This window comes from Shewanella sp. GD04112 (assembly GCF_029835735.1).
Lineage (GTDB): Bacteria > Pseudomonadota > Gammaproteobacteria > Enterobacterales > Shewanellaceae > Shewanella.
Genome location: NZ_JAOEAL010000001.1, coordinates 1,826,157 through 1,839,340 on the forward strand (window position 1 = coordinate 1,826,157; position 13,184 = coordinate 1,839,340).

The 13,184-nt window shown below is 48.1% G+C and carries 12 protein-coding genes; 5 read left to right on the top strand and 7 right to left on the bottom strand.

Annotation, left to right across the window (positions count from 1 at the left end):
• Window positions 1-13 precede the first annotated feature (13 nt).
• A complete protein-coding gene (locus N7386_RS08220) occupies window positions 14-1,081 on the bottom strand; it encodes a DUF3083 family protein (protein ID WP_069455216.1) in 1,068 nt (355 codons plus the stop codon).
• Window positions 1,082-1,225: 144 nt separating this feature from the next.
• Window positions 1,226-1,825, bottom strand: coding sequence for an arylesterase (locus N7386_RS08225; RefSeq protein WP_086903891.1), 600 nt, complete (start codon window positions 1,823-1,825; stop codon window positions 1,226-1,228).
• Between the two features lie 52 nt (window positions 1,826-1,877).
• Between N7386_RS08225 and N7386_RS08230 the strand changes: the two genes are divergently transcribed.
• The 3 genes from N7386_RS08230 to lepB all read left to right on the top strand — a co-directional run bounded on the left by N7386_RS08230 (window position 1,878) and on the right by lepB (window position 6,124).
• Window positions 1,878-2,627 (top strand): ABC transporter ATP-binding protein, encoded by a 750-nt coding sequence (locus N7386_RS08230; RefSeq protein WP_086903892.1) that lies wholly within the window; start codon window positions 1,878-1,880, stop codon window positions 2,625-2,627.
• Window positions 2,628-2,630: 3 nt separating this feature from the next.
• Window positions 2,631-5,132, top strand: coding sequence for an FtsX-like permease family protein (locus tag N7386_RS08235; RefSeq protein ID WP_086903893.1), 2,502 nt, complete (start codon window positions 2,631-2,633; stop codon window positions 5,130-5,132).
• 329 nt (window positions 5,133-5,461) lie between these two features.
• Entirely contained in the window at window positions 5,462-6,124 is a 663-nt protein-coding gene (gene lepB / locus N7386_RS08240) for a signal peptidase I (RefSeq protein ID WP_086903894.1), read from the top strand.
• Window positions 6,125-6,233: 109 nt separating this feature from the next.
• Here the strand turns inward: lepB and gltS are convergent, their stop codons facing one another.
• From gltS to folX, 3 genes are all read right to left on the bottom strand, one after another.
• A complete protein-coding gene (gltS, locus tag N7386_RS08245) occupies window positions 6,234-7,457 on the bottom strand; it encodes a sodium/glutamate symporter (protein WP_086903895.1) in 1,224 nt (407 codons plus the stop codon).
• Between the two features lie 565 nt (window positions 7,458-8,022).
• Window positions 8,023-8,913, bottom strand: a complete 891-nt coding sequence (locus tag N7386_RS08250; RefSeq protein ID WP_086903896.1) for a TIGR01777 family oxidoreductase — start codon at window positions 8,911-8,913, stop codon at window positions 8,023-8,025.
• Window positions 8,914-8,983: 70 nt separating this feature from the next.
• Window positions 8,984-9,352, bottom strand: a complete 369-nt coding sequence (gene folX / locus N7386_RS08255) for a dihydroneopterin triphosphate 2'-epimerase (protein WP_011622266.1) — start codon at window positions 9,350-9,352, stop codon at window positions 8,984-8,986.
• Window positions 9,353-9,449: 97 nt separating this feature from the next.
• Between folX and N7386_RS08260 the strand changes: the two genes are divergently transcribed.
• Window positions 9,450-10,556 (top strand): AI-2E family transporter, encoded by a 1,107-nt coding sequence (locus N7386_RS08260; RefSeq protein ID WP_011716596.1) that lies wholly within the window; start codon window positions 9,450-9,452, stop codon window positions 10,554-10,556.
• Window positions 10,557-10,562: 6 nt separating this feature from the next.
• Window positions 10,563-11,474, top strand: coding sequence for a class I SAM-dependent methyltransferase (locus N7386_RS08265; RefSeq protein ID WP_086903897.1), 912 nt, complete (start codon window positions 10,563-10,565; stop codon window positions 11,472-11,474).
• Window positions 11,475-11,591: 117 nt separating this feature from the next.
• On the opposite strand, the gene N7386_RS08270 is transcribed toward N7386_RS08265, so the two are convergent.
• Together N7386_RS08270 and N7386_RS08275 are read right to left on the bottom strand one after the other, a co-directional pair.
• Window positions 11,592-11,816, bottom strand: coding sequence for a hypothetical protein (locus N7386_RS08270; RefSeq protein ID WP_086903898.1), 225 nt, complete (start codon window positions 11,814-11,816; stop codon window positions 11,592-11,594).
• 545 nt (window positions 11,817-12,361) lie between these two features.
• Complete coding sequence (locus N7386_RS08275) at window positions 12,362-12,796, bottom strand: hypothetical protein (RefSeq protein ID WP_011622271.1); 435 nt, start codon at window positions 12,794-12,796, stop codon at window positions 12,362-12,364.
• Window positions 12,797-13,184 lie beyond the last annotated feature (388 nt).

A 13,184-nucleotide genomic window follows, 5' to 3' on the forward strand; every position in this document is an offset into this window, starting at 1 on the left:
CTACAGCGAATGACTAGAGCTGATAGCTAATGTGCTGGTGGAAGCGCACCACGAGATCTTCACGCTCTGGATCTAGCCCAATCTCGGCGGCAAAGGTTTTCAGTGCGGCTTCGACGTTATTCATAAAACGGCCATAGCCGGAGTCATCACAGTCCTTGGCGCCCGCGACGATAGTAAAATGCGCGGCTTCGACTAGGTTGTCGGCATCCCAGCGGCGGATCACTTGTTGCTCGGTTGCGTTAGGGTCAAAACCGATCATTTGTACTTCGGCCTTGCTGTCGAGTTTCTCAAACTTACTGTTCCGCACTAAGGGGGTTAAGCCGTTGGCGATCATAGCCAATCGCGTTAATTGCTTATTAGCTGCGGCCTTGAGGAAGTTATCTTCAAGATGTTGATATAACGGGCTAAAGTCCGTTGCGGAGTCGGGTAGTAACCCTTGTTTGAGTTTGCGACTCAGCGGCAGGCTGACGGTGACATAGGTGAGTGAGCTAACATTTTCCGGCAGGTCACATTTTCTGGCCTTGTATCTTGGGGCAATGGCTCTGAGTTTATAGCCGTAGGTTTCTTTATTACCTTTTGATTTAGCAAATAAATCATAGGATAAATGCTGATGGTCGCGGATCTTCACTTTGAGATCTTTAATCGGCAGCTTAGGCATTAATTCGTTTAGGAGTTCTCGTACTCGGGTATGGAAATTGGCCGAGTTGCTGCGGATCTCATCGCCAGTCGCTAAAAACACAATACGCAGTTTGCGGGCGCGGTAGTTATCCTCGGTGAACAGGTTTTGTGCCTCGTGATAGGCAGGATTGTAAAAAAACAGAATTTGTTCAGCGGTTTGGAAACAATAGGCTTCGGTGTGGTAACGCACGACTGGCAGTTTATCGTTAGTGATCACATGAACGTTACGGAGATCGTGTTGTTCTGCCAAGTTAAAAATAATGCGGCTTAAGGTTTGATAACAGCTATGGTAATCGGGGTATTGCGCCAGTAATTCATCCGTGACTTTAATTTCGGCGGTGATGTACTGGTTGGTACGAGCTTCCTTGGGTATGTACACTTTTTGCTGATGGCTAAGGGACATATTGACTCCTTGTTGGGTTAACCATTTGCTAACACGAATTTTACTGTTTATCTCAGGCGTTAATGTTGCGTTGGAGCATGTTTTTATCGCTTAAATGCAACTTTACATCAGCAAGCTGTTTATTAGCTTAAAATTGCAGCGATTTTATTGAGTTAATGCTTTTTCAATCCAAGGTTGCATCCAAGTGGCGATCTTCTCTTGGGCCTTTTCATTGGGATGAATTCCGTCCCTTTGCATCAACTCAGGGTGGGGAGCAATGTCCTGCATAAAGAAGGGAATTAATGCAATCTCCTCGTCTTTAGCAATCTCTTGATACACTTGGGTGAACTTTTGGGTATAGCGAGGGCCATAGTTAGGCGGTACCATGATTTCGGTCAGTAGCACTTTAGCACCGCTATTTTTCGCTAGGGTAATGATTTGGATTAGGTTATTTTTGAGTTGCATCGGGGGGAATCCACGTAAACCATCGTTACCACCGAGTTCGACCACCACCAAATCGGGGGCCACGGAATCGAGCAGCGCAGGCAAACGACGCAAACCACCCGCTGTGGTTTCACCGCTCACCGAACCATTGGTAAATTCATGCTCGGGTAAATTTTTTTGCAGCAGCGCCACCCAGCCTACTTGTTCCGACATGCCATAGCTGGCACCTAAGCTATCGCCGAGGATCAACACTTTCGCCGCCTGAACTGGCGTGGTTATAAACAGACTTAACAGGATGCAGGCGCTCACGGCCTTTGCCATCGGCTTGCATCTAAGCGATTGACGCAAGAACGATTTGTATAAGAAGGATCCTATGTCTAACGTCGTTTCAAAAAACAGTGCCATCAATGTTGTTAACCTCGAAAAATCGGTGACTACTCAGGAAGGTTCGCTCACTATCCTCAAGGGCATTAACTTAGATGTCAAGCAGGGGGAAAGTGTGGCGATATTAGGCCCCTCAGGTTCGGGCAAATCGACACTGCTTGGCTTACTCGCCGCGCTCGATACCCCCACGTCGGGGGAGATTTGGCTCGATGGCCAAGCCCTATCACCGCTCAATGAAGAACAGAAAGCCGCGCTGCGTAAGCAGAAAGTGAGCTTTATTTTTCAATCTTTTATGTTAGTTGATACCTTAACTGCCCTCGAAAATGTGATGCTACCTGCCGAGCTTGCTGGGGTTAAAAATGCCAAGGAAAAGGCTGAGGCCATGCTGGGGCGTGTGGGGTTATCCCACCGTTTGACCCATTTACCTAAACAATTATCTGGCGGCGAGCAGCAAAGGGTAGCCATTGCTCGCGCCTTTATTTGTGAACCTAAAGTGCTATTTGCCGACGAGCCAACCGGCAATTTGGACAGTGTTAACGGCCATAAAATTGCCGATATGTTGTTTGAACTGAACCAAGAGAGCCACACCACGCTCATCCTAGTGACCCATGACTTGCAATTGGCGAAGCGCTGCCAAAGGCAACTGGTTATGGACAACGGCCACTTGCAGGAAGAGTTAAATTCGGCCCAATCGCACAGTGTGAATAACAACCTTGAATTAAGCGCCAAGGAGGCCTAACCCATGGAGCTTAATTTGGCATGGCGCCTGTTTAAGCGCGAGCTGCAACAGGGGCAGTTGTTATTGATTATCCTCGCGATTACCTTGGCGGTGCTGTCGGTCAGCGGTCTAGCGCGTGTCAGCGAGCGTTTGCAGGTCGCGATAAACGGGCAAGCGACTCAGTTTATCGCCGCCGATCGCATTATCGACTCTCCCGTTCAAATTGACGCTAGCATTCTGGCTAAGGCTGACGAACTTGGTCTTAAGCATGTGACCAATATGCAATTTAACTCCATGGTGTATGCGGGGGATAAGTTTCAGTTAGTCACAGTGCGGGCGGTTGAGTCTGGTTATCCACTTAAGGGCGACATAGAACTTAAAGCGGACAATGGCCAAGATGAAAAAGCTCAAGGCTTGCCCCACGCCGATGAGGTGTGGTTCGAGAGTCGCTTAGGGGGACTCTTGGGATACCCGCAAACACTGGAGTTAGGCAACAGTGAGTTTCGTTTAAGTCAAGAAATCAGCCGCTTACCCGATGCGGGTTTTAATCCATTCGCTTCTTCCCCCGTGGTGTTAATGCGGATTGAAGATGTCGCCAAGACTGGGGTTATCCAACCCGGCAGCCGAGTGACCTATCTGTATCAATTTGTGGGCGAAGAAAGCGCCTTAAGCGCCTTTGAAAATAGCGTTAAACCGCTGCTGAATAATTCCCAGCGCTGGGTCGATGTGCAGTCTGGCGACTCACCGATAGCGGGCGCGGTGAAGCGGGCGGAGCGATTTTTATTGCTGGCAAGCTTGCTCGGTATTGCGCTGGCCTGCGCCGCGATTGGGATTGCCGCCCAGCGTTACTGCCAACGTCATTATGATGTGGTGGCTATGCTTAAAACCTTTGGCGCCTCATCAACACAAATTCGTCGACTGTTTGGTATCCATTTGCTGCTGGTGACGCTGTTTGGCATTGTGCTGGGGCTTATAGGTGGAACACTGCTGGATTTAGGCATTAATCAACTGTTACCCCCTGAAATTGCTGCCTATTCGCCGCCGTTGACGCGGCCGCTACTGCTTGGGATCAGCACAGGGCTTATCAGCGCCTTTATGTTTTCAGCCTATCCTTTAATGCGTCTGCTGGCGATTCCGCCACTGCGGGTCATACAAAGACAGCTCGAAGGTTTGCAGCTCGGCATGTGGCTGCATTTACTCTTAAGTTTAGGGGCGATGGCACTGTTGGGATATTTGTATTCCCAAAGCTGGGCGCTGACACTGACGGTAGTCGCGGCTGTGCTGCTACTGGGCGTATTGCTCAGTATTTTAGGCTTTGTGATGATCCGCCTTGGTCACAGTGTCGGCATGAAAACCACCAATCCCTTGCAACTGGCACTCGCGGGTTTACGCCGCCGCGCGCGGCAAAATGCGGTGCAACTGGTGGGCTTTAGTGCGGCCTTGGTATTACTACTGACCATTTTGGCCCTGAGGCAAGATTTACTGAACGAGTGGCAAAAACAGCTGCCCGAGAATGCGCCCAACTATTTCTTGGTCAATATCGCCCCCGATGATGCTAAGCCATTAAATGACTTTATGGCGCAAAAGGGCATAGCTGCAACGGATATCTATCCCGTGATTCGCGGCCGCTTGACTCAAATCAATGGTGAAACCTTGATTTCCGACGAGCAGGCCGAAGCGGGAGAAAAGGGACGAGTAGGAATTTCCCGCGAGCTTAATCTCACCTGGCGCAATACCTTGCCCGCCAACAACGAGTTGGTCGAAGGGCAGTTTAATCAGGCGGCGGATGAGGTTTCTGTCGAGTCAGGTGTTGCCGAGCGTTTAGGGCTAAAGCTGGGCGATACGCTGACCTATATGATTGATAACAAAGAGCTTAAGGTCAAGGTCGCCAGTATCCGTACCGTGCACTGGGAAACCATGCAGCCAAACTTCTTTATGATCTTCACGCAAGAAGCGCTGGCGCCCTTTGCCTATACCTCGATGGCAAGCTTCTACCTCGACGACAAAAAACCGGATGTGCAAGGGAGTGATGCTCCGAAGAGCACAGTGATCCTCGAACTTATTCAGCAGTTCCCAACGGTGTCGATTATCGATGTCGGCGCCATGGTCGGGCAATTGCGGCAGATTATTGAGCAGGTATCCCTGTCGCTGACGTTGGTTTTGGTTCTCGTCTTACTGGCCAGTTCTTTAGTGCTTATCGCCCAAACCGAGGCGGGAATGGCGACACGCCAGCGTGAACTCGCGGTACTGCGCACCTTTGGCGCCTCTGGCTGGTTACTGCGTAGCGCCACTGGGTTTGAATTTGCGTTACTGGGGGGCATAGCTGGGGTGCTTGCAGTGATAGTGGCGGAATTTGCGCTGTATCTGTTAAAGACCCAAGTGTTTGAACTCAATGTGTATATGCACTGGCCCTGGTGGGGGATTGCCCCTGTCTGCGGTGCCTTGCTAGTTGCGCTGCTGGGTGTTTGGCGCTGCCGCCAATTGCTCAATCAATCCTGCGCCGAATTGTTAAAAGCGGGCGCTTAAGTTAAGGTGCGTTAGCGGTTAAGGAAAATGCCGTAATGCCATAATTTTAAACCATTTTTTGTCAAATAAAAAAGCACTGGCCTAAACCAGTGCTTTTTTCATGGCGATTATTCGAGTGTTTTAGGTTGAGGCTAAGTTTGTGGCTAAGTTTGAGCATTTGTCACATTGGCTTACAAATGGAAAAAGCCAAGATGTTATTCGCGAAGAACTTTGCCGATATTGATGAGTCTATTTAACGAGCAAGCATTGCTTACGTCAGGCAATTGATAGCTTAGCACTGTCATTAAACGAGAAGATTGCTGGATTTTGGCCTTAGGGAGATAAACAGAATGTTTAAAAGAATAAGAACATTACTTAGAGATAATCGCTCCATTTTATTGTTTATCAGCCTAATGCTGGTGTTCAGGAGCGCGGTGGCCGATTGGAATACTGTGCCGACAGGCTCTATGTTGCCGACGATTGTTGAGGGCGACCGCATTCTGGTGAATAAGATGGCTTACGATATCAGAGTGCCATTTACCCATATCCCACTCGTTAAGCTTGCGGACCCAACACGTGGGGATATTATCGTGTTCGACTCTAAAAAAGCCGATAAAAAGCTGATTAAACGGGTGATCGCCGTACCCGGTGATACTGTGATGATGCGGGATAATCGCTTGTATTTAAATGGCAAACCACTCGTATATACACAGCAAACATTAAGTGCCTATGCGCCGGAGAATGTCTCCGAATGGCAGGAGGATCTCCGCGGCATAGCCCACAGTATTCGACTTAATCCGCAGCCCTCGCAGCTGGCTAATTTTGGCCCAGTTACGGTTCCTGATAACCAGTATTTGGCGTTAGGGGATAATCGAGATAACAGTGCCGATTCACGAGTCATAGGTTTTGTACCTAGGGAGGAGATTGTTGGCCGCTCAAGCTCAGTGGTCTTCTCATTGGATTACAACGATTATTACTTGCCGCGACCAGAACGCATGATGCGCGCGTTCTAATTTGTCCTTTGATTTCACTCTTCACGAGATTCACGAGATATAAAAAATGGCGCCCTTATCGGCGCCATTTTTGTTTGATGATAAAGCGTTTTCACAAAACCTTGTGCGATTACATCAAAAAGCTGAGGTAGCCCTGCAATACAATTAAATTGACTATATCGATAAAGAAGGCGCCGACAATCGGTACCACCATAAAGGCCTGCGGAGAAGGGCCTGTGCGTGACACCAGTGCGCCCATATTCATCACCGCAGTAGGAGTAGCGCCCATACCAAAGCCACAGTGACCGCCGGTGATCACCGCCGCGTCGTAGTTACTACCCATGATTTTGAAGGTCACAAAATAGGCGAATACCGCCAGCACTGCGGTTTGCACCAGCAGGATTATCAGTAGTGGGATAGCCAGATCCAAAATTTCCCACAACTTTAGGTTCATCAAGGCCATAGACAGGAATAACGACAGCGCCACAGTACCTATCACATCGATACTCTCAGTATGGGGTTTATAACCTCGGGTCACTTCGGTGATGTTGGCGATGATCACCCCAAGAAACAGGGCATAGACAAAGTCCGGCATCTTGAGCCAATTCAGCTGATATTCGCTGACAAACACAGTAAACCATTTGGCTCCAGCAACGCAGATCAGCAGTACAAACAGGGTTTCGATGATTGTCTTAGCGGTCACTTGGTCTTCTTCGAGCTGATCGTAGGTGACCAGTTGAGGATGCGTGGCGTGGTGTTTACGGCCCATGCCGTAGCTTGAGACCAGATTGTGTTTGCCAATTAATCGTTGCGCGACGGGGCCGCCGATAATGCCGCCCATGACTAAGCCAAAGGTGGCCGCCGCCATGGCAAGCTCTAAGGTGTTGATGCCGTAGTTTTCGGCAAAGGTTTGTGACCAGGCAACACCTGTCCCATGGCCGCCTGACAGCGTAATCGAGCCAGCGATAAGGCCTAAGATGGGGTCTAAACCGAGGAGGCTTGCAAGACTCACCCCAACAGCATTTTGAATGACGATATAAACCGAAGCGACGCCAAGGAAGATAAACACTTTTTTGCCGCCACTGAGCAGTAGCTTGTAGTTTGCCGACAAACCTATCGTACTGAAAAACATCAGCATTAAGGTGTTTTGCATGGGTAAACTAAAGGCGAGGGTGATGTCTTGGAAATGTAAAAAGGCCACGACGGCGGCGACGACCAGTCCGCCAACGATAGGTTCGGGAATATTGTATTGTCTAAAAACACGCACATGGCGATTGATGGAATGGCCAATAAACAGCACGAAGATAGCAATTAAGAACGACTCGAGTTCGCCAATTGTATAAGTGGTGTGCATGATAGTTCCTTACAAATGGTTTGTGTGGGAATACCGCTGTACTCAAGCTGGCTGTATTCAAGCTGAGTGAGGGCGACCCATCTCGTTATTTAGCATTATCTAATGCTAAGTGTTAAACGCGCGATCTAAGGACAGATTCTTATCAATCCCCAAGACTGGAGAAGGAGTATTAAGCGCGAATATGAACCGTATTGGTGTAGTTGATCAGCATCGCGACAGAGGGTGCGGATACTGAAGATAATGAACTTGCTCGGAGTGTTAACTGTGCTTCAGTGCGGGCGCTAACACGTCAATAGCGATAAGCAAGAGGTGGGGAGTGTAACAGAAAAATGCGCCAATGTCGTTAAATTGTCTTTAAAATCATTGTGTTGCATTTATGTTTTTCGGCTGTTGCCAGATGCGAGCGCTGCATTTAAAAAAATCACGTCGATAAATAAATCGCCACAGGGGATTTTTATCTCTGATTTTCAAGCCATTATTCAGCATGGCGTTAACCCTCGACTCTGCGCTTGGTAACATTTTATTCTCAAGCCAGTTACCGATAATGGCGGAGTCGAAAAAACTGTTAACTCGCGAGTACGTCCCTTAGCGCAGGTTCGAGTCGCTCAAAGCGGAAGCTAAACCCCGCATCTAGCGCATGTTTGGGGAGCACAAATTGCCCTTCGATAAGTAACTCCGCCATTTCGCCCATCGCGAGTCGCAGCATAGCGGCTGGGGTCGTGATAAAGGTTGGGCGATTTAATACTCGACCTAGGGTGGTGGCAAACTCGGCGTTACTGACAGGATTAGGCGCGGTGGCATTGAAAATGCCCTTGCATTCGTCATGGTTGAGTAAAAAGTCTATCAGCGCCACCATATCCTGAATGTGTATCCAACTCATGCCTTGGCAGCCGTGGCCTATTGGTCCACCTAGCCCCAATTTAAACGGTGGCAACATCTTCGCGAGTGCGCCGCCATGGCCAAGCACTATACCCGTGCGTAGGATGCAGACGCGGGTTTTGGTGGCGGCTTGCTGCGCGAGTCGCTCCCATTCCTGACAAATATCATGGCTAAATTCGGGGTGTGGGGCTGCGGTTTCATCGATGGGGATAGCACCTTGGCGGCCATAAAAACCGATGGCAGAGCCACTTATCATCACTTTGGGCGGGGTGCAGCTGTGTAAAATCAGTTGGCTTAGTCGCGCCGTGGTATTCCAGCGGCTATCGCAGATGCGCTGCTTTTGCTGCGCGCTCCAACGTTTAGCCACAATGGGCTCGCCGGCGAGATTTATCACCGCATCGATATGATTTAAATCATCAACTTCATCTAAGGTACTGAGATATTGGTGCTGCGGGCCTAATAGTTGCCGACTGGTGCCGGGGTGGCGGGTGAGCAAGACCAATTCATGCTCATTGGCTAAATGGGCGACTAACTGCTGACCAATAAACCCACTAGCTCCCGTTATCAATATCTTCATCGTCGAGTCCTTGGTTGATGGTTTTCTTTGATTATAAGCAATATACGATAACGGGCTTGCGGGGATCACTTTATTGCTGTTTTTGGTAACACAACTCCATAGACACCGAATCGGCAAAGCGCAGAGCGTGGGGCTTATCGATTTCGACGCTGGCAAATTCGACCCAAGGATGCTCACTGGCGATGGCTAGTGTCTGGCTGGTGAGGTTTTCGAGCAGTGAGAAGCGATTGTTTTCAATCAACTCAATGATTTTTTTTGTGATGGTACGATAATTCAGCGCATCGTCGACATTATCACTGTTGCGCGCCTTGTCGGCACAGTAGTGAATGACGACATTGACGATCACATCCTGCCGATTTTGGATTTCATCTTCTTTTATACCGATAAAAGTGCGCAGTCTTAAGTTTTTAATGCGTATAATCGCGGTTTCTGGTTTCATAATGACAATCTAGTTTTATGGCTTAGGTGATTGAGTTTGAGACTTTTCTTGGGCTAGCCTAACAACTTTATCTAAGATCAAGAAGGATTTTTACGCCATGACACGTTCCAATACGCCGTCTGCCGCTTACAAAGGTTTTGCCGTCATGGCCTTTGTGGTGATTATTTTGGCAGGGATAAAGGCCGCCAGCCCGATTGTTGTTCCCTTTGTACTATCCAGTTTTATTGCGGTGATTTGTAATCCGGCGATTGGCTTGATGACCAAATACCGCGTACCTAAATGGCTCGCCGTGATCCTGCTGATGGGTTTTATCGTGTTGATGGGATTATGGCTCGCCTCCCTTGTTGGCAGCTCCATTAACGAGTTTTCTAAGCAGTTGCCGCAGTATCGCGATCAGCTGGTGGAGCAGTTTTCTTGGGTGCTGCATAAGTTGCAGGCGCTGAATATCCAAATCTCCAAGGAACAAGTGCTGGCCTATTTCGACCCCGGCATGGCGTTGTCTATGACCACCAATATGCTCTCGGGTGTCGGCAATGTGATGGCGAATTTGTTCCTGATCATTCTGACCATCGTCTTTATGTTGTTTGAGGCGCAATCTTTGCCGAAAAAACTGCACTTGGCATTGGACGATCCCGATATGCGTTTGCAGCAGATTGACCGTTTTCTGCAATCTGTGAATCAATATATGGTGATCAAGACCTTAGTAAGTTTAGCGACGGGCTTGATTGTCGGTGTGGGGCTTGCAGTTATTGGGGTGGATTACGCGCTGCTTTGGGCTGTTATTGCCTTTTTATTCAACTATATTCCCAACATTGGCTCGATTATCGCGGCCATTCCCGCCGTATTACTGGCCTTTATCCAATTAGGCCCCGCTGCGGCTGGCGGTACTGCGCTGCTGTACGTTGCTGCCAATATGGTGATGGGCAACCTGGTCGAGCCTAAATTTATGGGCCGTGGTCTTGGGCTTTCGACTTTAGTGGTGTTTTTATCATTAATTTTTTGGGGATGGTTGCTGGGCTCGGTAGGCATGTTGCTGTCAGTTCCCTTAACCATGGTCGTCAAGATTGCCCTCGAATCCAGCAAGAGTGGTAGCTGGTTAGCCATTTTATTATCCGACGATGTGGATGATAAACTGGTGAGCCAATCGACAAGCACCGCTCCGATTTCTGAACCTGTCGATACCCATTCAACAGATAATAAGTAGTAGATAATGCAACGTTTTATAGATGCACTGGCGACGATAGAAGTCGGTGAAGATGCCACGCGATTATTCCATGGCCGCGGTGGTTATTACCCTGGCTGCGAACATCTTTGTTTAGATTGGTTCGCGCCAGTATTGTTATTGACCAGTTTTATTCCCCTCGATGCGGCAGATTTGGCCGAGTGCCAACAGGCGATTACGGCGCGCTGGCAAGCGATACAGCCCAATCGGTCGTTGAACTTGGTGTATCAATACCGCAGTGCAGGCGAAACCTTTAGCCAAGTACTGGCGGGGGAGGTGCCCGATCCCCATGTGGTCAGCGAAAACGGCGCCCAGTTTCAGGTGCATTTATTGCGGGGACAAAACCACGGTTTGTTCCTCGATATGGCCAATGGACGTGAATGGGTTAGAGCCCATGCTCGCCATAAGAAAGTGCTGAATTTGTTTGCTTATACCTGTGGTTTCTCGGTGGCAGCACTGCAGGGCGGTGCCGACGAAGTCGTGAACATGGACATGAGTAAAGGGGCGTTAGCCATAGGCAAGCAGAATCATCTTCTCAATGGCTTTAGCGCGGGCGCACGTTTCTTAGGGCACGATATTTTTAAGTCATGGGGTAAGTTACGCAAGTTAGGCCCCTATGACATAGTGGTTGCCGATCCGCCGAGTAATCAAAAGGGCAGTTTCGTGGCGACTAAGGATTACGTGCGTTTGATCAGGCATTTACCCGAGTTGTTAGCCGAGAATGCCGAGGTGCTACTCTGCTTAAATGCACCGGAACTCGATACTCAATTTTTGCGCCAGCAGGTTGAAGACGCCGCGCCAGCACTCGAATACCTTGAGCGCTTACCCAATCCCGCCGCCTTTGTTGATGTCTCTGAGGAGAAATCATTAAAGGTGCTGCGCTACCGCTTAAAAGTGTAAGCACTCTGGTCTCATTAAACGCTGTCATAAAATGCCATCATAAGACCTTGAAAGGCTTTATGATGGCGTCTAATGATGTCGCTTCGCGCCTTATCTCATCTTTACTTAATTAGCCTGTTAATAGCTTAACCGCTCCGAGAGTTGCGATTGCCCATGATGTTCAATGGCGAGACTGACATTGTGTGGGTCTAAGTGCTTAAGCGCCGAAATTTCAGAATAGAGCTTATCCTGCACATCGAGCGGGATATTCATTTGATCCATAAACATATGGATCCCCAAGATATCGCCGTGGTTGAATAAGGTAGTGAGTTTTACTGCTTCAAACTCAATGATGGCATTCATATCGACCTCCTACTCGCATCATTATTTAATTGATAGCAGTTTGTGCCCGTCTTCCTAGATTCTTTGTTTGTAAGCACGCGCCCTTTAGTTCATTAGGCTATATCAACTGAAAGGCTTTCATTTTTAGATACGTTTTTACGGCTTTTTAAGCGTTAAAAACCGTTTTTATCTTTTACATCGAAACAAAACTGAAAGTTTTCTGTAATTATCGATCTGGCTTTGGTATACTCTGCGCCACGGAAATTCCCTTTCCTCATGGGCAAAATGTCAGCATAGAACGGCATGCCTTTGCGACCTTACAAAATCGAGCAGGAGTTGTTATGGAAGTTCATGAATACGAAAACGCCTACTACCAAGTTAAAGACGACGTGATGACGTCTTTACCTGCACAGAGCGAAGAAGAAGCGGTCTAAGTCTTGTAAACCTGAGGTTTACAGTGCGGATTCTGAGTCTGAAGTAACAAATACAAGCACATGAAAATAGCAACCCTAGGGTTGCTATTTTTTTATCCGTTGTAGGAGTGCAAGCTGAGTGGGGGAAACCGTTTAGCCATTCACCTTACGTTTTTCGGGCATGAACTCAACGATAATCCATTTGCCGCCAATTTTATGCAGGCGAATGGTTCTGTCATCAATCCAAGGCTGTCCACCCTTTAAGCCCTTCATCTTAACGACGACCATGACGTCTTTGGTGAACTTACGGAAAAAGTCGATATCAATATCATCAATTTCCATTTCGACATTGGTCATCGACAGGCCGAGCATATTACGCTGTACCGCTGCGGCGATGTAATAGTGGGTTAAGACTTCTTTGAGTGGAGCATCGACATATAACTTGGCTTTCTCCACATCTCGGTCAACGTAAATGGCGCTAAAAAAGCCGAGACTTACCTCTTCGGGAGTGAGCACGTGCTGCTCTTTGTCTCCAGCATCGCCACAACCAAACAAAAACAATAGTGAAAGGAAAAATAAGGTTCTCATGGCTTTTCGTTATAGGAATTTGTCATGAGTATCGCGATTTTAGCGGCTATGTTCAAGTTTTGTAATAATGGTGGACACTGTCGAAAATGACTTGACTCGGATCGGCCGCCTGTGGCATATCTGAAAGGATGACTTCATTAGGTTATCCACAGAATCTGTGGACAACTATGTTGAAGACTAGATGGATAATTTTTAAGTGGCTGATTGTATATCGATTTATTTGCTGGTTAAAAAGTGACGCTTTTCCGTAGCGCCGTTATCCAGGCATTTCCTTGTGGATATTTTCTTAGTTTTTCCCAGTCTATTCACAGTGTGTTAATTTCCCCAAACAGCATTTTTATGACCTTTTGAGGATATTTTAAGCGTTTAATGCTGCCATTTTTGTGAG